Origin of the sequence: Streptomyces sp. NBC_00316 (assembly GCF_036158715.1) — a bacterium.
Lineage (GTDB): Bacteria > Actinomycetota > Actinomycetes > Streptomycetales > Streptomycetaceae > Streptomyces.
In genome coordinates this window covers 2340585-2365512 of record NZ_CP108023.1, presented here as the reverse complement: position 1 = coordinate 2365512, position 24928 = coordinate 2340585, and the positions used below count along the sequence as shown (strand labels likewise).

The 24928-nt window shown below is 70.8% G+C and carries 19 protein-coding genes and 1 pseudogene; 14 read left to right on the top strand and 6 right to left on the bottom strand.

All coding sequences use genetic code 11. From position 1 onward, the window contains the following. The first annotated feature begins 341 nt into the window (after positions 1-341). The 4 genes from OG878_RS10395 to OG878_RS10380 all read left to right on the top strand — a co-directional run bounded on the left by OG878_RS10395 (position 342) and on the right by OG878_RS10380 (position 3652). Positions 342-872: a hypothetical protein gene (locus tag OG878_RS10395; protein ID WP_328886523.1), complete on the top strand. Its 531-nt coding sequence runs from the start codon at positions 342-344 to the stop codon at positions 870-872. An 81-nt stretch (positions 873-953) separates the two neighbouring features. Further along, a complete protein-coding gene (locus OG878_RS10390) occupies positions 954-1799 on the top strand; it encodes a DUF4097 family beta strand repeat-containing protein (protein ID WP_328886522.1) in 846 nt (281 codons plus the stop codon). Between the two features lie 81 nt (positions 1800-1880). Next, complete coding sequence (locus OG878_RS10385; protein WP_443049249.1) at positions 1881-2864, top strand: ATP-binding cassette domain-containing protein; 984 nt, start codon at positions 1881-1883, stop codon at positions 2862-2864. After that, positions 2861-3652, top strand: a complete 792-nt coding sequence (locus OG878_RS10380; protein WP_328886520.1) for an ABC transporter permease — start codon at positions 2861-2863, stop codon at positions 3650-3652. The genes OG878_RS10385 and OG878_RS10380 overlap by 4 nt, the downstream gene beginning before the upstream one ends. A 66-nt stretch (positions 3653-3718) precedes the next feature. Here the strand turns inward: OG878_RS10380 and OG878_RS10375 are convergent. After that, positions 3719-3917: pseudogene (locus tag OG878_RS10375) on the bottom strand (two-component sensor histidine kinase); the annotation flags it as partial. 38 nt (positions 3918-3955) lie between these two features. Beyond that, positions 3956-4774 (bottom strand): IclR family transcriptional regulator, encoded by an 819-nt coding sequence (locus tag OG878_RS10370; protein ID WP_328886519.1) that lies wholly within the window; start codon positions 4772-4774, stop codon positions 3956-3958. A 193-nt stretch (positions 4775-4967) separates the two neighbouring features. Here OG878_RS10370 and OG878_RS10365 point away from each other — a divergent pair, with 193 nt between their 5' ends. From OG878_RS10365 to OG878_RS10355, 3 genes are all read left to right on the top strand, one after another. Next, a complete protein-coding gene (locus OG878_RS10365; protein ID WP_443049248.1) occupies positions 4968-5864 on the top strand; it encodes a 5-dehydro-4-deoxyglucarate dehydratase in 897 nt (298 codons plus the stop codon). Further along, a complete protein-coding gene (locus tag OG878_RS10360) occupies positions 5861-7153 on the top strand; it encodes a glucarate dehydratase family protein (protein WP_328886517.1) in 1293 nt (430 codons plus the stop codon). The genes OG878_RS10365 and OG878_RS10360 overlap by 4 nt, the downstream gene beginning before the upstream one ends. A gap of 143 nt (positions 7154-7296) precedes the next feature. Next, positions 7297-8676: an MFS transporter gene (locus OG878_RS10355; protein WP_443049087.1), complete on the top strand. Its 1380-nt coding sequence runs from the start codon at positions 7297-7299 to the stop codon at positions 8674-8676. Between the two features lie 214 nt (positions 8677-8890). Here the strand turns inward: OG878_RS10355 and OG878_RS10350 are convergent, their stop codons facing one another. The 3 genes from OG878_RS10350 to mptB all read right to left on the bottom strand — a co-directional run bounded on the left by OG878_RS10350 (position 8891) and on the right by mptB (position 15517). Continuing rightward, positions 8891-12001 (bottom strand): alpha-N-acetylglucosaminidase, encoded by a 3111-nt coding sequence (locus tag OG878_RS10350; RefSeq protein WP_328886516.1) that lies wholly within the window; start codon positions 11999-12001, stop codon positions 8891-8893. Between the two features lie 612 nt (positions 12002-12613). Next, positions 12614-13951 (bottom strand): glycosyltransferase 87 family protein, encoded by a 1338-nt coding sequence (locus tag OG878_RS10345; protein ID WP_328886515.1) that lies wholly within the window; start codon positions 13949-13951, stop codon positions 12614-12616. Between the two features lie 99 nt (positions 13952-14050). Continuing rightward, entirely contained in the window at positions 14051-15517 is a 1467-nt protein-coding gene (gene mptB / locus OG878_RS10340) for a polyprenol phosphomannose-dependent alpha 1,6 mannosyltransferase MptB (protein WP_328886514.1), read from the bottom strand. Positions 15518-16129: 612 nt separating this feature from the next. Here mptB and OG878_RS10335 point away from each other — a divergent pair. From OG878_RS10335 to OG878_RS10305, 7 genes are all read left to right on the top strand, one after another. Beyond that, on the top strand, positions 16130-16564 hold the full coding sequence (locus OG878_RS10335; protein ID WP_328886513.1) for an SAV_915 family protein: 435 nt from the start codon (positions 16130-16132) through the stop codon (positions 16562-16564). 14 nt (positions 16565-16578) lie between these two features. Beyond that, complete coding sequence (gene lysA, locus OG878_RS10330) at positions 16579-17913, top strand: diaminopimelate decarboxylase (RefSeq protein WP_328886512.1); 1335 nt, start codon at positions 16579-16581, stop codon at positions 17911-17913. Between the two features lie 94 nt (positions 17914-18007). Then, positions 18008-18115 (top strand): K(+)-transporting ATPase subunit F, encoded by a 108-nt coding sequence (kdpF, locus tag OG878_RS10325; protein ID WP_328886511.1) that lies wholly within the window; start codon positions 18008-18010, stop codon positions 18113-18115. After that, on the top strand, positions 18115-20286 hold the full coding sequence (kdpB, locus tag OG878_RS10320) for a potassium-transporting ATPase subunit KdpB (RefSeq protein WP_328886510.1): 2172 nt from the start codon (positions 18115-18117) through the stop codon (positions 20284-20286). Before kdpF ends, kdpB begins: the two co-directional genes overlap by 1 nt. 2 nt (positions 20287-20288) lie before the next feature. Further along, entirely contained in the window at positions 20289-21191 is a 903-nt protein-coding gene (locus OG878_RS10315; RefSeq protein WP_328886509.1) for a potassium-transporting ATPase subunit C, read from the top strand. Positions 21192-21196: 5 nt separating this feature from the next. Beyond that, positions 21197-22846, top strand: a complete 1650-nt coding sequence (gene kdpA / locus OG878_RS10310) for a potassium-transporting ATPase subunit KdpA (protein WP_328886508.1) — start codon at positions 21197-21199, stop codon at positions 22844-22846. A 410-nt stretch (positions 22847-23256) separates the two neighbouring features. Continuing rightward, positions 23257-24399 carry a winged helix DNA-binding domain-containing protein gene (locus OG878_RS10305; RefSeq protein WP_328886507.1) on the top strand — a complete coding sequence of 381 codons (1143 nt, stop codon included), beginning with the start codon at positions 23257-23259 and terminating at the stop codon, positions 24397-24399. On the opposite strand, the gene OG878_RS10300 is transcribed toward OG878_RS10305, so the two are convergent. Next, the gene (locus OG878_RS10300) at positions 24393-24926 is read right to left on the bottom strand and encodes an RraA family protein (RefSeq protein ID WP_328886506.1); all 534 of its coding nucleotides are present in this window, start codon (positions 24924-24926) and stop codon (positions 24393-24395) included. The genes OG878_RS10305 and OG878_RS10300 overlap by 7 nt on opposite strands. Positions 24927-24928: the final 2 nt, after the last annotated feature.

Here is a 24928-nt window from a genome sequence, read left to right as displayed (position 1 = left end):
CTCGGCGCGGCCGGGGTGTGCGCCGAGGGTTGTGGTGCATGTATCGCCGGGGGATTTGCGGGCGAGGGGTGAAGGTGATCCCTTGTGGCGCGCGACTGAAGGGGGCCCGTGATGGGCTGCCGGAAGCCAGTCGTCACTTCCGGTGGGTCCCTTGATGCCAGTGGAAGTGGTCAGGTCCTCGATGGTCGCGTCCGGTGGTGTCGGGATTCCGTGTGGTGCCGCGTCGATGCAGGTTGATGTCAGCGCTTTTTCGCAGGTCGGCGTCGCTGGGGTGGTCCTGACCCGCAATCGATCCCCTGACGGGCTTGCGTGTGACGCCATAATGGTGCCACTATGGCGTCATGGACCTCACGCCGTATGTCGACAACCTCCGCCGCGAACTCGCGGTGGCCGCCGAAGCCGGCGGCGAAGAAGCACGCGAGCTGGCCGAGCGGCTCACCGCTCCTCTGGAGTCGGCGACCCGACTGACGATGCTCAATGTGCTCTCCGCCGCGATGGACGAGATCACCCGCGAACTCGCCCCGGGCTCTGTCGACGTACGACTGCGCGGGCTCGACCCCGACTTCGTGGTGACGCGGCCGGCGGGCGACGAGGCGTACGAGGACAGGAGCGGGCCCGCCGAGCCGCTCAGGGCCCCGGCCCCCGCGCCCGCCGACGGCGACGACGGCGGCACCGCCCGCGTCAATCTCCGCCTGCCCGCCCACCTCAAGGCGCGCGCCGAGGAGGCCGCGAGCCGCGAGGGCCTGTCGGTCAACGCGTGGCTGGTACGAGCGGTATCGGCCGCGGTCGACGGCGGCACCCAGCCGCGTACGTCGGAGAAGACCCGCACCACCCGCACCGTCGGACAGAGCTTCACGGGCTGGGTGCGCTAGCCGCGCCCCGCCCGCCCCACTTCACTCACACCACGTCCCACCAGCAGGGACGCCGCGAAGACCCAAGAGGACGGGACAGCCATGCCTTCTTTCGACACTCCCCAGCCGATCTCGGTCACCGCTCACGTGGCCGCCGGTTCCATCCAGTTCTTCGCCAGCGACCGCCTCGACACGGTCGTCGAAGTGCGGCCCCGCGACCCGAAGAAGGACAAGGACGTGCGGGTCGCCGAGCAGACCGAGGTCACGTACGCGAGCGGCGTGCTGACCATCAGGACACCCAAGGGGCGCTACCTCGTCGGGCCCACCGGCAGCGTCGACGTGACGGTCGAACTGCCCACCGGCTCACGCGTCGACACGACCGGCTCGTGGACCCAGGTGCTCGGCGAGGGCCGGCTCGGCGAGGTCCGCGTGAAGACGTCGTCGGGTGACGTCCGCCTGGATGCGACGGGCCCGCTGCAGCTGACCGCGTCACACGGATCGATCACCGTGGACCAGGTCGAGGGCCTGGCCGAAATCACCACCAGTTCCGGCAGCCTGCGCGTCGGTGTCGTGGACGGCCCGGCCGTCCTGAAGAACTCGCACGGCACCACGACCGTCGGCGCCGCGATCGGCGAGCTGCGGGTGAGCGGAGCCAACGGCGACATCGACATCCAGCGCGCCGAGAGCTCGGTCACCGCGACCACCGCGCACGGCACCCTGCGCGTGGGCGATGTGGCCCGTGGCACCGTCCAGTTGGAGACCTCCTACGGCGCCATCGATGTCGGCATCCGTGAGGGCACGGCCGCCTGGCTCGACGCCAGCTCGGGCAACGGGCAGGTGCGCAACGCGCTCACTGCGTCCGACAGTCCGAACAAGTCCGAGGACACCGTCGAGGTCAAGGCCCGCACCCGCTACGGCAACATCGACATCCGCCGCGCACGGGCCTGACCCGCCCGACCGCCTTACAGCCAAGGCCACTTCACCGCTCACCACTCCTTCGAAGGGGAAGGCCTCATGTCTTCATCTGTCATGCCCACGCCCAGGCAGAGCGACGGCCGGCAGTCGTCGGCCGCTGTCTCCGCCGTCGGGCTGCGTAAGTCGTACGGCGACAAGACCGTGCTCGACGGCATCGACCTGGCCGTCCCGGCCGGGACCGTGTTCGCGCTGCTCGGCCCGAACGGCGCCGGCAAGACCACCGCCGTGAAGATCCTGTCCACGCTCATCTCCGCCGACGGCGGTCAGGCCCAGGTCGCGGGCCACGACCTGGGCGCCGACCCGCAGGCCGTGCGGGCCGCGATCGGTGTCACCGGCCAGTTCTCCGCCGTCGACGGGCTGATCACCGGCGAGGAGAACATGCTCCTCATGGCGGACCTGCACCACCTGTCCAAGCGCGAGGGCCGGCAGGTCGCCGCCGAACTCCTGGAGCGCTTCGACCTCGTGGAGGCCGCGAAGAAGCCCGCCTCCACCTACTCCGGCGGCATGAAGCGCCGCCTCGACATCGCCATGACCCTGGTCGGCAACCCCCGGATCATCTTCCTCGACGAGCCCACCACCGGACTCGACCCACGCGCCCGCCACAACATGTGGGGCATCATCCGCGAACTCGTCACGGGCGGTGTCACTGTCTTCCTCACCACCCAGTACCTCGACGAGGCCGACGAACTCGCCGACCGCATCGCACTGCTGAACGACGGCAAGATCGCCGCCGAGGGCAGCGCCGAGGAACTCAAGCGGCTCATCCCCGGCGGACACATCCGGCTCCGCTTCACCGATCCGGCGGCGTACCAGTCGGCCGCCTCCGAGTTGGGCGAGGCCTCCCGGGACGACGAAGCACTGTCGTTGCAGATCCCCAGCGACGGCAGCCAGCGCGAGCTGCGCTCGATCCTCGACTGGCTGGACTCGGCCGGCGTCGAGGCGGACGAGCTGACCGTGCACACCCCCGACCTCGACGATGTGTTCTTCGCCCTGACCGGCTCCGACACGCCCAGCAAGACCAAGGAGGATGTCCGATGAGCTCCCTCTCCCTCGCCGTGCGCGACTCGTCCACGATGTTGCGGCGGAATCTGCTGCACGCGCGGCGCTACCCGTCCCTGACGCTGAATCTGCTGCTCACCCCGGTCATGCTGCTGCTGCTCTTCGTCTACATCTTCGGCGACATCATGAGCGCGGGCATCGGCGGCGGCGGCGCCGACCGCTCCGAGTACATCGCGTATCTCGTCCCGGGCCTCGTGCTCATGACCATCGGCAGCACCACGATCGGCACCGCGGTCTCCGTCTCCAACGACATGACCGAGGGCATCATCGCCCGCTTCCGCACCATGGCGATCCACCGTGGCTCCGTGATCATCGGACACGTCGTCGGCAGTGTCCTGCAGTCGATCATCAGCGTCGTCATCGTCGGCGCCGTCGCCGTGGCCATCGGCTTCCGCTCCACCGATGCCACCCTCCTGGAGTGGCTCGCGGCGTTCGGTCTGCTCGTGCTCTTCGCCACGGCGCTCACCTGGATCGCGGTCGGCATGGGCCTGGTCAGCCCGAACGCCGAGGCTGCCAGCAACAACGCAATGCCGCTGATCTTCCTGCCGCTCATCTCCAGCACCTTCGTCCCGGTCGACGCGATGCCGGGCTGGTTCCAGCCGATCGCCGAGTACCAGCCGTTCACCCCGGCCATCGAGACCCTGCGCGGGCTCCTCCTCGGCACCGAGATCGGCCACAACGGGTGGCTGGCCGTGGTCTGGTGCCTGGGGCTGGCCGTGCTCGGCTACGTCTGGTCCAAGTCGGTGTTCAACCGCGACCCGAAGTAGGCGGCAGCAGCTTGCGGGCCGCGGCCTGCAGTTCGTCCCACGCCAGGGCGGCGTACTCCCGACACCGTGCGCCGCCCCCACCTCCAGCCGGGTGCGCAGGGGGATGATCGGACTGCGTAGTTCGTGCGACGCGAAGGCGACGGAAGTGCGCTGCCGGCAGGCGGCTGTCTTCCGGCGTCCCGTCGCTCGTCCGGGCGGGCCCGGCGACTTCGTCATGGCTCCTGGGCTGCGGCACACGCCGGGACGGATCACCCGATGCGGTGAGGTTCCCACCCGTGGGTGAGGACGCGGGAGCCGGGCCGCTCAGCGCCAGTCGACCCCGCCCGCACCCCCGCCCTGCGCCAGTCCTGCCTCGATCTCCTCGCGCACCTTCTGCATCACGGTCACGATCCGCTGCTCGCGCTCCTCGGTGAGCCGCGCCACCGGCACCGAGCAGCTGATCGCATCCCCTGCCGGCGCCTCGCGGTTCACGCGCAGTGCGAAGCCGAATCCGACGATCCCGGTGACGCCCTCCTCACGGTCGATCGAGTAGCCGCGAGCCCGCACCTGCGCAAGGTCGGCGGTCAGCGCGGCCAGCGTGGTGTGGGTGCATGGGGTCAGTGCCTCGTACGGTGCGTCCGGCAGTTCTGTGTCCGGGTGCTCGGCCAGCAGCGCCTTGCCGAGTGCGCCCGCGTGGGCGGGCAGCCAGCGCCCCACTCGGCTGATGGTGCGCAGATACTCGTGCGACTCGCGGGTCGCGAGGTAGGCGACGTCCGTGCCGTCGAGGCGGCCCAGATGGATGGTCTCGCCGAGCTGCTCCGAGGCATCGTCCAGATACGGGCGCACCACGCGGACCACCGGGTCGGTGTCCAGATAGGTGGTGCCGGTGAGCAGCGTGCGCAGACCGATCCCGTACAGCGAGCCGGTGGCATCGGTGCGCACCCAGCCGCGTGCGATCAGCGTCTGCAGCAGCGCGTACATGGAGCTGCGCGGCACGCCCAACTCGGCGGCGAGTTCCTGCAACCGGGCGGGCCGGTCGCCGCGGGCGGCGAGGAGTTCGAGCAGTTCGACCGTGCGAGCGGCCGATTTCACCTCGCGCACGCCGGACTCATGCGGCGGGACGGGCACAACGGATTCGGACATGGGTCGATCGTACGTACCGCCCCCACCTGCGGGTCCGCACGTCCGCTTCAGGGGAACCGCCGGCCCGGACCCATTGACGGAGCGGTTTCCCCGGCCTACTGTCCATCCTCATGTGCGAACGTCATCTACATACGGAGACAGCATCGTGACACGGACCACCCTCGCCGACACTGCGGCGCGGCTGCGCGACGGCATGGCCCGCGGCGTGCTGTCGTTCCCGCTCACCAGCTTCCACGCCGACGGCTCGCTCGACCTCGACGGCTTCCGCAGCTATCTGGCCGGACAACTCGACACGAACCCCGGGGCAGTCTTCCCGGCCTGCGGCACAGGGGAGTTCAGCGCCCTCGACGAGGACGAGTACGGCCGGGTCGTCGCGGCCGCGGTGGAGGTGACGGCGGGCCGTGTTCCGGTCGTCGCCGGCACCGGCTACGGCTACGCCCAGGCGCTGCGCTTCGCCCGCATCGCCGAAGAGGCCGGAGCCGACGCGCTCCTCGTCCTGCCGCACTACCTCAACAAGGCCCCGCAGGACGGCCTGGTCGAGCAACTCCGTCGGATCGCCGACGGCACCCGGCTGCCACTCGTCGCGTACCAGCGCGACCAGGTGATCTACGACGCGGGGACCGTCCGCCGGATCGCCGGGATCCCCGGCGTCATCGGCCTCAAGGACGGCCACAGCGACCTCGACCGGCTCCAGCGCACCACCCTCGCCGCCCCCGACGGCTTCCTCTTCTTCAACGGCGCCCCGACAGCCGAGCTCCAGGCCCGCGCCTATGCGACGGTCGGCATCCCGGCCTACTCCTCGGCCGTCCACGCCTTCGCCCCGGAGATCGCCACCGCTTTCTTCCAGGCCCTGTCGGCAGGCGACGACAGCGGCGTCGACAAGCTGCTCGCCGATTTCTACGTCCCCTTCGTGGAACTGCGCGACCGACGCCCCGGGTATGCGGTGTCCCTGGTCAAGGCGGCAGCCCGGCTGCGCGGCCGCCCGGTGGGACCGGTTCGTGCACCGCTCACCGACCCGGCCCCCGCAGACCTCGCAGAACTCGACGCGCTGCTCACCACCGGCCTGAACCTCGTTGGAGCCACCCGATGACCGACCTGACGATCACCGACGTCCGGCTGACCCCGATCCTCGTCGCGGACCCGCCGCTGCTCAACACCCAGGGCGTGCACCAGCCGTACACCCCCCGCCTGATCATCGAGGTCACCACCGCGGACGGGATCACCGGTCTCGGCGAGACCTACGGTGACACCAAGTACCTGGAGCTGGCCCGCCCGTTCGCCGAGAAGCTGGTCGGCCGGTCCGTCGCAGACCTCAACGGCCTGTTCACGGTCGCGGACGAGGTCGCGGTGGCCGAGGAGCGGGTGGCGAACCAGGTGGACGTGGGCGGCCTGCGAGGTGTCCAGACCGCCGACAAGCTGCGGCTGTCCATCGTCTCCGGCTTCGAGGTGGCCTGCCTGGACGCGCTCGGCAAGGCACAGGGCCTGCCGGTCCATGCCCTGCTCGGTGGCAAGGTCCGCGACGCTGTCGAGTACAGCGCCTACCTCTTCTACAAGTGGGGCGAGCACCCGAAGGGCGTCGACTCCGAGCCGGACGACTGGGGCGAGGCCGTCGACCCGGCCGGCATCGTCGAGCAGGCGCGCAAGTTCACCGAGCGCTATGGATTCCGCTCCTTCAAGCTCAAGGGCGGGGTCTTCGAGCCCGAGCAGGAGATTGCGGCGGTACGCGCCCTAGCCGAGGCGTTCCCCGGAAACCCGCTGCGACTCGACCCCAACGGCGCCTGGTCCGTCGAGACCTCCATCAAGGTCATCGAGGCGCTGCAGGACGTCCTGGAGTACATGGAGGACCCCACTCTCGGCACGCCCGCCATGGCCGCCGTCTCCGCCCGCACCGACGTGCCGCTCGCCACCAACATGTGTGTGACGACCTTCGACGAGGTCAAGGAGGCGTTCACCCGCGACGCCGTCCAGGTCGTCCTGTCCGACCACCACTACTGGGGCGGCCTGCGCAACACCCGCGACCTCGCCGCCATCTGCCGCACCTTCGGCGTCGGAGTGTCGATGCACTCCAACACCCACCTGGGCATCTCGCTCGCCGCGATGACACACGTGGCGTCCACGGTCCCGAATCTGCACCACGCCTGTGACTCGCACTACCCCTGGCAGTCCGAGGACGTGCTGGACGAACGGGTCACCTTCACGGACGGCAAGGTGACCGTCTCCGACGCCCCGGGCCTCGGCGTCACCCTCGACCGTGACAGGCTCGCCGCCCTGCACCAGCGCTGGCTGGACGACGACGGCACGATGCGCGACCGCGACGACGCGGCTGCGATGCGCGTCGCCGACCCGGCCTGGGAAACCCCGGCCGTGCCCCGATGGTGACACCAGCTGCCTGACGGGAGCCGGGGGGTCCGTCCCTCCCGGCCCCCGGCTCTGGTTGCGGGAGTTCTCTGCCGGGAGCCCGTTCCCCGCCCCGGCGACTCCCGCCCCTGCCCTCCCCCCCGCTTTCACGATCGGAGCCGCTCGTGTCCGCAGTACCCCGGAGCGCCGTCAACGGCGCCGTGCAGCACCCCCCGGCCGTCGAGTCCGCCATCAAGAAGATCTTCAAGCGTGTCATACCGCTGTTCTTCATCATGTTCGTCGTGAACTACATGGACCGGGTCAACATCGGCTTCGCCAAGGACGAACTGAGCGCCGACACCGGTCTGTCGGCCGCCGCGTTCGGCGTCGGCGCGGGCATCTTCTTCATCGCCTACGCGATCTTCGAGGTGCCCTCCAACATCCTGATGGAGCGATTCGGCGCACGGATCTGGCTCACCCGGATCATGATCAGCTGGGGGGTCGTGGCCACCGCCATGGCCTTCGTGAACAGCGCCGAGACGTTCTACGTGCTGCGCTTCCTCCTCGGCGTCGCGGAAGCGGGCTTCTTCCCCGCGGTCATCTACTACTTCTCCCGCTGGCTCCCCGACTCCCACCGCGGCCGCGCCACCTCCATCTTTCTGATGGGCTCCGGTACGGCGACCGTCATCGTCGGCCCGATCTCCGGCGCGCTCATGGAGATGCACGGCCTGCTCGGCCACGCCGGCTGGCAGTGGATGTTCTTCATCGAGGGCATCTTCTCGGTCGTCCTCGGCTTCGTCGTCTTCCGCTTCCTGGACAACAGCATCGAGAGCGCCGACTGGCTCACCGACGAGGAGAAGCGGGGGCTCGTCGCCACGATCGACGCCGAGCAGGCCGCCCGCGAGAACGAGCGCGGCACCGCGAAGGTCTCCCGCTGGAAGCTGCTCGCCGACCCGCAGATGCTGCTCTTCCTCTGGATCTACTTCGCGATCAACGTCGCCCTGTACGCGGTGACGTTCTGGCTCCCCTCGATCGTCGACGACATCGGCGACCTCTCGGACTTCCAGGTCGGTCTGCTCACCTCCGTCCCCTGGCTCTGCGCGATCGTCGCCGTCTGGGTCTCCGGCCGGATCTCCGACCGCCTGGGCAAGCGCCGCCCCCTGCTGATCACGCTGCTGCTGATCGGCAGCCTCGGCACGCTTCTCGCCGTGTACGTCTCGCCGTGGCTCGGTCTCGGCGCCCTCTGCATCGCCGCGGTCGGCTTCAAGCCGGCTTCCCCCATCTTCTGGACCATTCCGCAGAACTACCTGGACGCCCGCGCCGCCGCCCCGGGCATCGCGCTGATCAACTCCATCGGCAACCTGGGCGGTTTCGTCGCCCCGACCGCCTTCGGCATCCTGGAGACCACGACGGGTTCCACCAAGGGGGGCCTGGTCGGCCTGACAGTGGTCGGAATTCTCGCCGCACTCAGCGTCCTTCTCGTACGCGGCGGCGGCCGGAACGACAGCGTGGGCGGCGGCGTCGCAGCGTCGGCAGCGGCCGAAGCCGAACCCGCCACCGCCTGACAGCGAGGACCGGCCACGGCATCGCCCGGAAGCCCGACGCCCCGCCCGGCCGACGCTTCGGCTGTCCTCGGTGGGAACCGTCGGCCTTCCGGGCGATGCCGCCTGGCGCGTGGCCGTTCGGGCTTCTGGACGCTCTGGGCGTCCGCCGGGCTGGATGGGGCAGCCTGCGGCTTCCGCCGTGGGCCTGATGTGCGGTACGGGCGATCCGGCCCGTTCAGATCCGCAGCCGGTCGAAGGTCACGATGCCCCGCTTGTCGGTCCAGCCGTTGGCGGCGGTCATGAAGGCGCCCACATCCTGGGTGGCGGCGGCGTTGCCGGGTGTCGCGGTGCCGACCGCGGTCCACGTGCTGCCGTCCGTGCTGAACTCGCCCTTGTACGCGATCCCTTCGCGGGTGAGCCGCAGATGGACGGGGGCCGTCACGGAGCCGCCGGCCGTCGCGATCGAGTCGAGGGATCCGTTGCCGTCCGAGTCCCAGGTGAGCACACACCCGTTGGACGGTGTGACCGCGAGGTTCACGTATCCCGCGGAGCCGCTCCCGGTCAGATCGTCGCGGACGATGAGTCCGGTCCGGGCCCAGCCGCCAGTGGGGTCCTGGGAGGTGATCCGCACGGATGCCGAGGTGCCGTCGGCGAAGGCGCCGGCGCGGTACACCGCGCCGAACTCATCGGTGGCACCCCACAGATCGGCTCCGGCCCCCTCGATCGCGAAGGCCTCGCCCGACTGTCCGAAGACCGCGTCGTTGAAGGACACCGTTCGGTACGGCTCCTGGACCCCGGTGCCCGCCATGAGGCGTACCGCTCCGACCGCCGTGCCCGCGGAACGGCCCGTCCGGTAGGCCGCGTCGGCGCGTACCCGGACGACCGGGTCGCGCGCCGCGCCGGTGAGGGAGACCGTGAAGCGTCCCGTGAACGAGGCGCCGGAAGCCACGGACGTGGTGGTCACCGGGCCGTCCGGCTCGGCGGTGAGGCCGTCCGGGAGGTCGAGGGAGAGGGTGACGTCCTGCGCCGCGGTGAAGCCGTTGCGATGGGTGAAGGTGACCTCGACGGTGGCCGGGAGTCCCTCGGCGACCGCGCCCTGCCGGGCGGACACCGCCAGCGCGGCTTGGTGGGCGCCGTGGGCGAGGGTGTCCCTGACGCGGCGTGCGAGGGACTGGATCGAGCCCGACGTCCGCACCGGATACGGGTCGTGGCCGCGTGCCCACGCGTCGTCCAGGGCGAACCAGTCGATGTCCGCGGGCCGCCGGTTCTCGGCGAGCGCGGCGGCCAGCTCCGTGAAGTACGTCTGCCAGCGGGTGCGGTAGAGCCCTGCGACGAGGCCGGACCACTCGCGGTTGGCGTAGTCGTGCAGGCCCTCGTCGCTGCTGGCCCGGCCGCCCCAGGTGGTGAGGATGGACCGGGCGTCGTACTCGAGCCGGTCCTTCTCCGCCCCGTCGGCACCCCAGGAGCGCGCATCGGCGAGCCAGCGTCCGAGCAGGTGCTGCGGGGAGGTGGCAAGCGCCTCGTCCAGCAGGTTCATCCAGTCGAGCCAGGTCTTCGTCAGCTGCCGGAACAGTCTTGCGTCGCCGACGTCGTACGCCGCCTTGATCTGCGGCAGCAGGATCCGGCTGCGGTTCGACAGGACCTGCCGGGCCACGTCGAGCAGATCGTGGCGATAGGCGGAGCTTTCCCTCAAGTGCGGTGCGATGTTCAGGAGTTCGGTGAGGGCGCGGTCGAAGGCGGTGGTGTCGTAGCGTTCGGCGGCCGGGCTCCAGGAGGCGGCGCTGCCGGCGGTGAGGCCGGGCCGCGCCGCGAACAGTCCGTCGGGGGCCTCGCTCCAGGAGTCGGCGCGGCGCATCCCGTACGCGGTGTCGCGCAGCACCTGCCAGGCCGCGGCGGCGTGCGGGTCGGCGCCGCCGTACCGGGACGTGGCCCACCGTCCGAACCAGTCGTCGAGGTCGAGGGTGCCGGGCGACCAGGCGAGGTCGGTGAGCAGGGCGAGCGCGGCCGGGTTGTTGTCGGCGCCCTCGGGCATCGCGGCGATCCCGGCGAGCTTGCTGCCCTCCTTGTCGCGCCACGCCGGGTAGGTCTCCACCCAGTCGGGGGTGTTCGCGCCGAGGGCGGTGTGCCCGCCGAAGTTCCAGATGCTGCCGTACGCGTACGGGGTGCCCGCCCAGTCGCTCTCGCGGTCGATGACCGTCGCGTACCGGTCGGACAGGCCGTCGACGATCAGCATGCGGGACGTGTCGACGGCGTCGAGGATGTCGCGGCGCGGGTTGGTCTGCCAGCCGAGGATGACCCAGACCGCGCCGGGATGCGCGGTCTGCAAGGCGGTCTCGACGGCGCGTGCGGCCTCGCCGACGGGGACGTCGCCGGCCTGTCCGCCTTCGTGGAGGAGGTCCATCTTGTACAGGGAGCTCTGGCCGAGCCGCCCTTCGAGCCGGGCGTAGAACTCGGCGCCCACCTCGGTGAAGGCGTCGGTGCGCGGGTCGAGCCAGTCCGGCCGTTCGAAGGCACCCCAGGTTCCCTGGGGGACGACCACCGCGCCGGGGTGTTTCCCGGGGAACCCGTCGGGGACGGTCCCGAACCAGCCGGGCAGCACCGGAGTCATGCCGAGTTCGCGCACCCGGTCGGCGATCCTTCGGCCGAGGTCGGCGCGGCGTTCGAGGAGCCCTCTGCTGACCGGGCCGCCGAACTCGGACATGTTCTGCAGCAGCCACCAGGGTTGATGGGCCGGGGCGGGGATCCAGGACAGCAGTTCGGCCTCGGAGTAGCCGAAGGTACGGAAGGTGTCGTAATAAGCGGCGTCCGCGCCGACCGTGACGAGGACCGAGTTGAAGCCGTGCAGCGCGAGCACGTCGAGCTCCCGCTGCCAGGATTCCCAACTGCGGTAAGGGCCGGTGTAGCCCTCGTTGGTGTCGTTGAAGACGAACCGGTGCGCCACGTTCGCCGAGGCGGTGATCTCCGCGGTGGGGGCGGGCAGCCGGCGCGGCAGGTTCAGCTGCTCGCCGTTCCAGGAGGCGGAGGCATGGGCGACGTCGCGGAGGTAGCGGTGCACGCCGGTGAGGAGGACGGCGGGGCTGGTGCCCTCGACGACGATCCGCCCGCTTGTGCCGGTCACCCGGAACCGGTCGCCGGCGCCGGTCATGGCGCGGAGCGCGACCTGACGGTGGTGCCTGGGCAGCAGCCGCCGCAGGGCCGCCTCGGCGGGCGCCGTGTCGAAACCTTTGCCGGCGCCCACGGGCACGGCCGCCGTGACACCCGGGTCGGACAGGACCAGCAGGGCGCCGCCGAGTGCGGCCGTACCGGTGAGAAGACGTCTGCGGGTGACACCTCGACGGTCGTTCACGAAGATCCTCCCGGGTCGGGCGGGTAGCGAGTGGCGCCTACGGAGTGCGGCAGTGCGGGCAACGGACCCGCCGTACGGGGCGAGCGGCGCTCACCCTTCGGCCGGACGGGCCCCAGCGGGAAGCGCCGTCGGTGATCGTCGGTGTCGCGCCCCCGGTCGCGCCGCCTGTCGCCTGTGCCGACCGGGCGGCGGCCGGTGAACCTGCGAGCCCGGCCGCCGCAGCGGCGAACGCCAGGGTGAGTGCGGCGAATCGAGCTCCGGACCTTCGTGGTTGCATGGGCACGCCTCGTGTCCTTCGGCCGACCGGGTCATGGAATCTGTGCCGTGAAATGCAAGACCGTGCTTGATTCGGCTCATGTTCGAGCACGAAACGTCACCTGTCAACGGAGGAACTCTCCTCCTTCCAGAGCGACTTGGGCCACTCGGTCCCCGTCTGCCACCACGTTCCGGCAGCTCATGAAGTACGTCCGGACAGCGTCGGCCCGGCGCAACGACCAGGACGTGGTGCCGGCCGCGAGCCGGTGCTGCGTGACGGGCCTCCGGGCCGGGGGAGGCTGAGCCGAGCGGTGAATGTTCCGGGACGGGACTACGCCGGCACCGAACCCGTTACGGCTACTTCGGAACGCGCCCGGCAGTCTTGAGCCGCAAGAGCGACAGTGGGCGGCCCGCTTCCCCGGCGTGCGGGGAAGCCGGGGGCGGGGCGGCCGCAGAGGTCAGAGCCACGAGGGTGAGCAGTGCGCACGCGGGGTAGGCCCAGCCGAGCACGGCGAGGGGCCATGAGTAGTCGAACGAGGTGATCCGGGGGTGGAGTTGTACCAGCCAGAAAGCGAGATGGCAGGGCAGCGCCGTGGCCCAGGCGGCCTGGGCGGCTGCGCGCCAACGAGTGCGGTGCGGGGTGTGGAGGAGCCAGAACAGGGCGGGGAGGGCCCAGACCCAGTGGTGGGACCATGAGATGGGGCTGGCGAGGAGGCCGAAGATCTGCACCGCGAGGAGGCAGCCGAGCCGGTCGGACCGCTGTGCGCTGCGCACCCCGGCGAAGAGTGCCAGCACACCCACCAGGGCGGTTGCCGTCCACCACGGGGCGGACATGCCCACATCATGGCCGAGTGAGCGCGAAAGCGCCCCGCGCAGCGACTGGTTGAGGCCGGATCCGACGGGGCCGACGCGTGCGGCATCGCTCACCGCATGGAGCCAGAAGTCGCGGGAGGACCCCGGCACCAGCCACCATCCGATCGCCGCGATAGCGAAGAACGCCACGGCCGACCACGCGGCAGCCGTCCAGCGCCCGCGCAGGAGGAAGTAGAGACCGGTGACCGCCGGGGTCAGCTTGATCGCGGCGGCGATTCCGACGCCGAATCCCGCCGCGGCTGCCGCGCGATGCCGGACAGCGAGGACGACCAGGGCCGCGAGCAGCAGATTGATCTGCCCGAAGGCGAGTGTGGTGGTGACCGGTTCGGTCCACATCAGGGCGGCGCTCCACAGCAGTACCCGCTGCCGGTGCTGCTCGGGCGGTGTGTCCGGGGCGGCCAGGCGCAGGCTGCCGTGAACGAAGACGACCAGAGCCAGGAGCGAGGCCGCGGTCCAGACGGCGGCCGCCGGCGGGAACGGCAGCGCGGAGAGGGGGAGGAAGAGGGCGGCGGCGAACGGGGGGTAGGTGAAGGGCAGCGGGAAGATGTCGGGGCCGGGCAGGTGGAGCCGGAAGGCGTACAGGTCGCCGGAGAGCAGATGGGTGGAACCGGTGCGGTAGACCCGCAGATCCACCATGCCGGAACGGGTGCACGCGGGGATCCACACCAGCAGCAGCATCACCAGGGAACACACGGCCAGCACCCATGTCGCCCGGCGGGCCAGTGCGTTCCGCACCGCCGGCAGTGGTGGCCACCGAACCTGTGGTTCCTGCGGTTCCCGGCCACTGGGCGGAACGGCGTTGTCGTCCACGGTGGTTGTCATGGTTGTGCCCTCCAGAGGTTCGCTCGATCGCGGGCGCATGCCCGGGAAAGCCCCGGCCGGAGGACCTCTGCCGGCAGGGGCGCAGTCTTCACGTCACCATCAGGGCGAAGGCGCCGGGAGCCGGCTTGATTCGGCGGCTCCGGTCATGGCGAGGGCTGTCTGTTCGCGACTGTGCTGAGCCGTCCATGCCAGGAACACCAGGGTCACCGACCCTCCGATGACAGCGGCGACCGAGTAGGTCCAGGTGGGCCCCCGGCCTGCGGGAAGCACCAGCAGGAGCAGAGCGACCACCGCCGCCTTCAGCCGGGCATCCGCCAGAGTGCGCCACGCCACCACGGCCAGTGGCACCCCGCCCCACAGCAGGTACCAGACCTGCACCGCGGGAGCGCATATCACCAGGGCCAACAGCCCCATGGCCGCAGCGCGTTCCGCCCCGTAGCGGGGAGCACGCCCCACGCAGTACGCCACCGCGCCGAGTCCCACCAGCGTCCCGACCAGACGTGCCGCGGTCACCGCCCCCGGAGCCGCGTTCCATCCCACCGCGGTCGCGGTCCACTCCAGCACCCGGCCCACGTCCGTGCTCACCGACAGCAGCGTGTACACCTCGGTCGGCGTACGCACGGTCCGCAGCCACCCCCAGCCCTGGCCGCACAGGGTCACACCCAGCCACAGCGTGCCGCCGGCCACCAGGGCGATTCCCAGAGCACGGCCGAAGCGCCGCCGCCAACCCGGCTGCGCTGCCACCGCCACCATCGCGGCACACCCCAACGCCACCGCGGCGGGGGCCTTCACCAGTACGGCCCCCATCAGCACCGCAGTACCCAGGCCCCATCGCCCGGAGCGAAAGGCCACGAAACCGGCCATCATCAGTCCGACCATCAGTGCCTCGTTGTGCGCCCCGCCCACCACGTGCGCGACCATCAGTGGATTGAGCGGCGCCGCCCACCAGGCCCCTCCACCGCCGGCGTCCGTCCGCACCGCCAGCCGCTGCACCGACCACGCCAGCAGGGCCAGCCCGGCGAGCGCCACCAGCCGAAGCCCCACGACCGTGGCGACCACATGATGCTCCCCGGTCACCGACACCACGGCTCGGCTCACCAGCACGGACACCGGCCCGTACGGCGCCGGTGCGTCCCGCCACAGCTCCGGGACATTGGCGGCGAGCGGGCCGCCCAGTGCCGTCGGGCCGACCTCGTAGACGTTCCAGCCGCGCAGGGCCAGCGCACCCTGGGCCATGTAGCTGTAGACGTCAGCGCTGAACAGCAGCGGTGCGGGCAGCAGCGGCAACGCCCAGCATCCCAGCGTGGTCCACTGCTGCCTCCGGCTCATCACCGCACCGGCGCGCAACAGCATGCCCAACTGCCACCAGGCCCATACCAGCAGGCCGAGTCCGGCATACGCCGCCGTCGCACCCACCGCCGTGAGGAGCGGACCCGGTGCTCCCCACACCCCGTCCCGCACGCCTTGCGGCAGCGCGCCGGCGCCCCACGCACCCGCCGACAGCAGCGCGGAGCCGTACATGCCACGTCGCGTCCATCCCCGGACCGTGCCCTCCGCCGCTCTCATTCGGCCGAACGTAGGTCCCTCCCCGGATCACCGGGCCAGCACCCGCGAAAGCGAGGGTGAACGCAGGATGTCGGCCTGTTGTCCGCGGTCAGGTCGGTGTCGGGGGCTGCCCGGTCCGGGTTTCCCGCGCGAGGCTCGCGTGCATCGGCACCTCTGGGCCGTCACCGCCGAAGGCGTCGCCGAGCGCGGTGGGAGGACTCCGGCGCGCGAGGGCGGGAGCGCTTGCCCAGGGGCCGCTCACGCCGGCCACGCCATGAGTGTCCGCAGGGGCCACTGCATCAGGCATGACTCCGCTGTTCTTCGCCTGCGCGCGAGTGGTTTCCCGCAGGTGGTCCGCAAGGGGCCACTTCCATCTCACTCCTGGTCCGGAACTTTCCAACACCTGGTGCGGTCCTTCTTGGCGTTCTTCTGACGCCCTCCGCGAGGGGCGTTCGCCTGCCGCGTCAGCATCCCGTCAGCGGTGGCCCGGTCACCGTCAGCATCCCGTCATGAGGTGGCGGAGAGCAGGTGGGGGCGGGCATAGCGTCTGCGACACGTCCCGGTCCGCCTCCCCGCGTCCGGGGCGGTCCCGTTCCTCGCACGCATCACCCCGGATCCTCCAGGAGGCATCCCATGACAGATCTCTTGTGCGGTGAAGACCCGGAGCCTTCCGAACGGTTCCCGGCCGGACCGCTGTTCGTTCCCGTTCGGCCGGGGCCAGCCGGGTGTGCGGCCCGGTTCTTCCGCACCCCCCTCGGCGGCCGTACGGCCGTCGGCTTCACCTCCGAGCGGGGACTGACCGCGACGCTCGGCGCCGAGCAGGCCTGGATCAGGCTCTCCGAGCCCGCACTGCGCGCGCTGGCCGAGCCGCTCGGAGTCACCACCGTCACGGTGGACCCCCTGCTCTCGGCCCCGGCCCCTGTGCCGGCGGAACCCGTCGTCCTCACGCCGAAGAGGCCCTCGTCGCCGCGCTCACGCGAGCACACATGGGATCCGCAGGCCGTCGGTGTGCTGCGGGTGACCGGCGCCGCCGCACTCGTCTCGGCACTGTCGCTGTGGATCGGTTGAGAAGGGACCGCACGATGACCACTGTTCACGAACCCGCTGTCGCCACCACCGTCGATGAACTGTCGGTGTGGCCCGCCTCCACCACCGAGCCCCGCCAGGGCGAGCTGGCCGTGGGCGGCGTACTGCTCGCCGAGATCGCCGACCGCTTCGGTACCCCCGCCTACGTACTGGACGAGGGCGAGGTGCGCGAGCGCTGCCGCACCTACCGGCACGCCTTCCCCGAGGCCGAAGTCCTCTACGCGGCCAAGGCGTTCCTCTGCCGTGCCATGGCCCACTGGATGGACGAGGAGGGCCTCGGGCTCGACGTCTGCTCCGCCGGTGAGCTGGAACTCGCCGTCACCACCGGGTTCCCGCCCGGCAGGATCGTGCTGCACGGCAATGCCAAATCCCCCCACGACCTGGAAACCGCGCTGCGCCTGGGCGTCGGGCGCATCGTGATCGACAGCCCGTCGGAGATCGCGCGGCTGGCCGCGGCGGTCGGGCCCGACGGGCATCAGAAGGTGATGGTCCGGGTGGTGCCCGGCATCAGCGCCGGCGGCCACGAGAAGATCCGCACCGGAACCGACGACCAGAAGTTCGGCCTGTCCCTGAACGACGGATACGCCCAGCACGCCATCGCCCGCATACTCGATCAGCCGCAGCTCGAACTCACGGGCCTGCACTGCCACCTGGGCTCACAGATCACCAGCGTCGAGCCCTATCTGGCTGCCGTGCGGCGCATGGTCGACCTCATGGCCCGGCTGCGCGAGCAGCACGGTCTGATCCTGCCCGAGCTCGATCTGGGCGGCGGCCACGGCATTGCCTACCGGCCGGGCGAGCCGGTCCTGGACCTGACCACCCTGGCCCGCAAGGTCCGCGCGGAGCTCGTCCAGGCGTGCGCGGCGACCGGGCTCACCGTGCCCCGTTTGATCATCGAGCCGGGGCGCGCCATCGCGGGACCGGCCGGGGTCGCCCTGTACCACGTGCTCGCCGTCAAACGCACGGGCGACCGCACCTTCGTGGCCGTGGACGGCGGAATGAGCGACAACCCGCGGCCCGCGCTGTACGGCGTGCGGTACGCGCCCCGCCTGGTGGGCCGGCACAGCGGCGCGGAACCGATCGCGGTGACCGTGGTGGGCCGCCACTGCGAGGCCGGGGACGTCCTCGCGACCGACGTCGAACTGCCCTCCGACATACGACCCGGCGACCTGCTCGCGGTGCCCGTGGCCGGTGCCTACCACCTGTCCATGGCCTCCGGCTACAACCTGGTGGGCCGCCCGCCGGTGGTCGCCGTGGACGGCGGCCACGCCCGCCTCCTCGTCCGCCGCGAGTCCATGGACGACATCCGCAGCCGCGACGTGGGCCTGTAGCCCGCGCCGCTCTCCGAGACCGCCTCCGGGCGGGTGACGGCCCGGCCCTCGCCCGGAGGCGCCCCAATGATCCGTATCCATACGCTCCGCAAGCGTGACATGTGAGGTCCTCGTGACTGCCGAGAACATCGTCGGGCCGATCGTCGCGATCGCCCTGCTGGCCTACCTCGTGGTGGCCCTGATCAAGCCGGAGCGCTTCTGATGAGCGTGCCCGCCCCCGTGGGCGAGAAACCGGGTGACGTCGTGCGTCCCTCGGCGTCCGAGGCCCGCCCGGTCCGGCGCATCGGCGCCGGGCTGCTCGACCCGAAGCAGCTGTGTCCGGCCCTGCCGGCCGCGCTGCGCAAGCTCAACCCTGTGGCCCTGGCCCGCAACCCCGTCATGTTCGTCACCGAGATCGGTGCGGCGCTGACCACGGGCATTGCGATCGCCCGCCCGTCCGGGTTCGGCTGGCTGATCACCGTGTGGCTGTGGCTCACCGTGATCTTCGCGAACCTCGCCGAGGCCGTTGCCGAGAGCCGGGGCAGGGCCCAGGCCGACACCCTGCGTGGCATGCGCCGCCAGACGGTCGCCCGGCGGCTTGTGGGCTGGGAGCCGTCGGCTGCCGAGGGCACATACGTCGAAGAGGCCGTCGACGCGGGTGCGTTGCTGCGGGGCGACATCGTGGTGGTCGAGGCCGGGGAGCTGGTTCCCGGCGACGGCGACGTCATCGAGGGTGTCGCCAGCATCGACGAGTCGGCGATCACCGGCGAGTCCGCGCCCGTGATCCGCGAGTCGGGCGGCGACCGCTCGGCCGTCACCGGCGGCACACGCGTGCAGTCCGACCGCATCGTCGTGCGGATCACGCAGGAGCCCGGCGCCTCCTTCCTGGACCGGATGATCTCCCTGGTGGAGGGGGCGGGCCGGCAGAAGACCCCGAACGAGCTGGCACTCAACCTGCTGCTCGTCATGATGACCTTCGTCTTCCTGGTCGCGGTCGTCACCCTGCAGCCGATGGCGATCTTCTCCAAGGACGTCATGGCTGCGGCACACGACACGACGGCGCTCACCGCCGACGGTGTGACCGGCATCGTCCTCGTGTCGCTGCTGGTGTGCCTGATCCCCACGACCATCGGCGGCCTGCTCTCGGCCATCGGTATCGCAGGCATGGACCGGCTGGTGCAGCGCAATGTGCTGGCCATGTCCGGCAGGGCGGTCGAGGCCGCGGGCGATGTGAACACCCTGCTGCTCGACAAGACCGGCACCATCACCTACGGCAACCGCCGGGCGAGTGCGCTCCTCCCGGTCGAGGCGGTGACGGGCCGTCAACTGGGCTATGCCGCCCTGCTGTCGAGCCTCGCCGACGAGACGCCCGAGGGCCGCTCGATCGTCGAGTACGTGCAGGCTCAGTTCGGCGCCGGGCAGGCCGCACCCGCACACGCCGAGTGGGTGCCCTTCAGCGCCACCACCCGGATGTCCGGCGTGGACCTTCCCGGTGGCAGACGGTTGCGCAAGGGCGCGGCGGCGGCGGTGGCAGCCTGGGTCGAGGAGAACGGGGGCGCCGTGCCCCTGGCCCTCGACTCCTGTGTGGAGCAGGTCTCGGCCTCCGGCGGCACCCCGCTCGCCGTCGCCGAGTCCGCAGGGGACGGCCCCGCCCGGCTGCTCGGCGTCATCCACCTCAAGGACGTGGTCAAGCCCGGCCTCAAGGAGCGGTTCGCCGAGCTGCACCGCATGGGCATCCGTACCGTCATGATCACCGGAGACAACCCGGTCACCGCGAAGGCCATCGCGGAGGAGGCGGGTGTCGTCGACTTCCTCGCCGAGGCCACGCCCGAGGACAAGCTCGCGCTCATCAAGAAGGAGCAGGCCGGCGGCCATCTGGTCGCCATGACCGGCGACGGCACCAACGATGCGCCCGCGCTGGCGCAGGCGGATGTCGGCGTGGCCATGAACACCGGGACGTCGGCCGCCAAGGAGGCCGGCAACATGATCGACCTCGACTCCGACCCCACCAAGATCATCGACATCGTCGAGATCGGCAAACAACTCCTCATCACCCGGGGCGCGTTGACGGCCTTCTCCATCGCCAACGACATCGCCAAGTACTTCGCGATCCTCCCGGCGATGTTCGGTGGCGTCTACCCGGCGCTCGATGCGGTCAATGTGATGCGCCTGCACTCGCCGACGTCCGCGGTCCTCTCGGCCGTCATCTTCAACGCCGTGATCATCGTCGCGCTGATCCCGCTGGCCCTGCGCGGGGTCCGCTACCGGCCCAGCAGCGCCGACGCCCTGCTCACCCGCAATCTGTGGATCTACGGTGTGGGCGGTCTCATCCTGCCCTTCCTCGCGATCAAGTTCATCGACGTCGCCATCGTCCAGTTCATCCCCGGGATCTGACCATGAACCTCCTCTCCAGGATGCCCGCCTGGGTCGGCCACCACATGGCGGCGATCCGGGTCGTCATCGTGCTCACCCTGCTCGTGGGACTCGCCTACCCGCTGGCGATGACCGCGATCGCCCGGATTCCGGGACTGCGAAGCAGCGCACAGGGCTCGCAACTCACCGCTGCGGACGGCAATGAAGCCGGCAGCGAGCTCATCGGCCAGTCGTTCCTCGACAAGAAGGGCAAGCCGATCCCGTACTACTTCCAGACCCGGCCCTCCAACGCCGGCACCGGATACGACGCCTCGGCCTCGGCGGCCGGAAACCTCGGCCCGGAATCCACCGTGGACGTCCTGGCGACCAGGAGCGACGGTTCCGACGGCAAGCAGAGCCTGCTCACCCAGGTCTGCGCGCGCAGCACGGCGGTCGCAGACCTGGAACACGTCGACGGCTCACGCCCGTACTGCACGGACGACGGCGTCGGCGCCGTCCTCGGCGTCTTCCGTGCGGACGGCACCACCGGCAGGGCCACCCGCGTCGTCAGCCTCAACCAGGCATGCCCCGCAAAGCCGTTCCGCACCTCCTACGAGGGCGTGCAGGTCGAGTGCGCCAAGCCGGGCGCCGACTACGGCAAGGCCGTGGTCACCCCTGTCCGAGGGAACGCGCCCGCGCATCCCGAGGTCCCGGCCGATGCGGTCACCGCGAGCGCCAGCGGACTCGACCCGCAGATCAGCCCCGCGTACGCGAGGCTCCAGGCCCCGCGCGTCGCCCGAGAACGCGGCATGACCGAAACCGCCGTGCGCAAGCTCGTCGACACGTACACCGCCGGCCGCGGGCTCGGCATTCTCGGTGAACCCGCCGTGAACGCCGTCCGGTTGAACGCCGCACTCGACCGCACCCACCCCGCGAAGGGGGCCTGAACAACATGTACGGCTGGCTCCAGGCCACGCTGATCCTCGCTGTCGTCGTGGGACTGCACGTCCCGCTCGGCGACTACATGGCCAAGGCACTCGACGGTGGCCCGCACCGACGCACCGAGCGAGTCCTCTACAAGATCTGCGGCATCGACCCGGACCGCGAACAGAACTGGCGCCACTACCTGTTCGCACTGCTCGCCTTCACCCTGGCGAGCATCGCCGCGCTGTTCGCACTCTTCACCCTCCAGGGCAAGCTGCCCTGGTCGACGGGGCACGAGGGCATGCCCTGGCGGCTCGCCCTGCACACAGCCGTCAGCTTCACCACCAACACCAGCTGGCAGAACTACGCGGGCGAGTCCACCACCGGCCACCTCGCGGTGATGGCGGGCCTGGGTACCCAGGCGTTCGCCTCCGCGGCCGTCGGCATCTGTGCCGCACTGGCCCTGATCCGGGGCCTGGTGCGCCGGGACACGGACCGGCTCGGCAACTTCTGGACCGACCTGATCCGTACGATCTTCCGGATCATCCTGCCCCTCGCCATCGTCTTCGGGATCATCCTGATCGCCCTGGGCGTGCCGCAGAGCCTCGGCGGCGCGGATACCGTCGGCACGGTGGCGGGCGGACAGCAGACCCTGCTCGGTGGCCCGGTCGGCTCCTGGGAACCGATCAAGCTGCTGTCGGGCGACGGCGGCGGCGTCTTCAACGCCAACAGTGCGCACCCCTTCGAGAACCCGTCCGCGTACACCAATGCGATCGAGATCGTGCTGATGCTGCTGATCCCGACGGCCTTCATCCGCACGTACGGCCGCATGATCGGCTCCCTGCGGCAGAGCTGGACACTGCTCGCGGTCGTCGGCATCCTCTTCGGCCTGCTCCTGGCGGCCGGGAACCTCGCGCAGAGCGTCCACAACGGCACCGTGGCGGAGGCGGTCGGCGGGCAGTACGAGGGCACCGAGACCCGCGTCGGCATCCCCGGCTCCACCCTCTTCGGTGTGGCGGCCACCGGATCGGCGGACGGCGCGGCCAATGCGTCGTACGACAGCTTCTCCAGCCTCGGCGGTGGCGTGCTGCTGTCGGCGATGATGCTCGGCGAGATCGCCCCCGGTGGTACCGGCAGCGGCCTGTACGGCCTGATCATGGCTGTCATGGTCGCGGTCTTCGTCGGCGGTCTGATGGTCGGCCGCACCCCGGAGTACCTGCGCAAACGCATCGGGTTCGGCGAGATGCGGTACGTCGTCCTGTACGCGCTGGTCGCCCCGACGGCCATCCTCGGCTGTACGGCCCTCGCGGCCGCGCTGGGCGAGGGCCGGACGTCCATGGGCAACGCAGGGCCGCACGGCCTGACCGAGCTGACGTACGCCTACACCTCGAACGTCAACAGCAACGGCAGCGCGATGGCCGGCTTCAACGGCGCCACCGACTTCCACAATCTGCTGATGACAGCGGCGATGCTGATCGGCCGCTACGTCCCGATGGTGTTCCTGCTCGCCCTGGCCGGACGGCTGGCCCGCCAGCAGCCGGGCGTCGTCACGGCCGGCACCCTCCAGGCCCGCGGCATCAACTTCGTCGCCCTGGCCACCGGCGCCGCCCTCATCCTGGCGCTGCTCAACTTCCTGCCGGCCCTCTCCCTGGGGCCGCTCGCGGAAGGGCTGCTGTAGGGGCAAGGGCCCGCCGGGCCGTGTCTCCCCCTGATGGAGTGTCCGCCATGGGGGAGCACGAACCTGTACACGCACGGCACGTGCCCTGATCGATCTGCAGCAGTGGATCGTCGGCAAGCCCTGGGAGCCGGCCGCAGGAGGCGTCGTGGCCGACGCCTGCGCGGCATGGCGTGACCGCTTCGCGCACACGGGCTCCCAGGACGTGATTTTTGCTCGCCGCGCTGGGCGTGCGGATCCGCCGTGCCCAGGAACTCCTGCCCGAACGGGTCACCGGCAGCTGGCCGACGGGTCGCGGATCAGTCGGTCCACCGGCCTCGGTACCGAGCCGATCCGCGCCGTCCGGGGGCGCGGCACTCGGCGTCGAACTGCGGTCGGCCACTGCGCCGCCCGATCGGCGAGATGATCCAGGCATGAGGATCACTGCACGAGAGCTCAACCGCTCCACGCTCGCCCGGCAGTTGCTGCTGCGGCGGGAGGCATCCGGCGTCGCCGACGCGGTACGGCGCGTGGTCGCGCTGCAGGCACAGCAGGCGGCCTCGCCCTACCTCGCGCTGTGGAACAGGGTCGCCGACTTCGAACCGGCCCGGCTCGATGCCCACTTCGCCGACCACACGGTCGTCAAGTCGACCCTGATGCGCATCACCTTGCATGCCGTCCACGCCGACGACCACAAGGTCTTCCACGAGGCCATGCAGCCGTCGCTGCGTGCTGCCAGGCTGGGTGGCCGCTTCATGGCGTCGGGGCTGACCGTCGAGGACGCCGACACGCTGGTTCCGGAGCTGCTGGCATTCGCCGACCGGCCCCGGACAGCCGCGGAGTACGAGAACTGGCTCGAACAACGGCTGGGTGCACCGCCGAAGTCCGGAGCGTGGTGGGGCCTGCGGCACTACGCTCCGCTGCTGCACGCCCCCACCGCGCCCCCCTGGTCGTTCGGCCACCGTCCGTCGTACGTCGCACCCCGGACCAGACCGGTGCTGGCGGACCCGGACGTGTCCGCCGAGTCCCTGCGGAAGCTGGTCCTGCGGTATCTCCAGGGATTCGGGCCGGCGTCGGTGGCGGACGTGGCGCAGTTCGCGCTGGTGCAGCGGGCCAGAGCCAGGAAGGCATTGCAGGCTCTCGCCGGTGAGCTCGAGCGGCTGGAAGGGCCCGACGGCGAGGAGCTGTTCGACATCCCTGGCGCGCCGCGTCCGGACGGGGACACGACGGCACCGCCCCGGCTGATGGCCATGTGGGACAGCATCCTGCTGGCTTACTCCGACCGCAGCCGTGTCATCCCGCCGGATTACCGTCCGCTCGTCATACGCGTGAACGGTGACGTGCTGCCGACCCTGTTGGCCGACGGCCATGTCGCCGGCGTGTGGCGTCCGGCCGAGGGCGGAATCGAGGCCACCGCCTTCCACCCCCTGCCGGACGAGGTCTGGGAGCAACTCGCCGTCGAGGCACGTTCGCTGGCCTCCTTCCTCGCCGACCGCGAGCCGGAGGTGTACCGCCGCTACGGCCACTGGTGGAGCAAGCTGCCGAACGCCGGGGCCCGGCTGCTCCCCGGTCACTGACGTAGCGCAACCCGATGGAGTACCTGAGCCCGACGCGCATGGGGAGTGACCACGATGCCCTCCTCGTCGGCCACCACGATGTCGCCGACGTCCACCTGCATCCCACCGCAGCGCACTTGGCGGTTGAGCGGCTCAACGGCCTTCTTGGTTCCGGGGATGGGGATGACTCCCCTGGCGAAGACGGGGAAGCCCATCGCGCGCACCTCGGCGAGGTCACGGATCACACCGTCGGTCACGATCGCTGCGATCCCTCGGCGCTGCGCGACGGCGCAGACGTTCCCTCCGGCCGGCGCGTAGTCCACGTCGCCCGCTTCGACGACGATGACCGAGCCGGGCTCCGCGCGATGGATGGCCGCGTGAAGCATGAGGTTGTCGCCCGGAGGGCACCGCACGGTGAACGCGGGTCCGGCCACACGCGGGTTCGCGGGCCACGGCGGACGTACGCCGATGTCCATCACCTGGCCGCGTCCCAGGACGTCGGCAAGGGTGGTCGGGGAGAGGTCCCTGAACTCGGTGACGTCGTCCACGT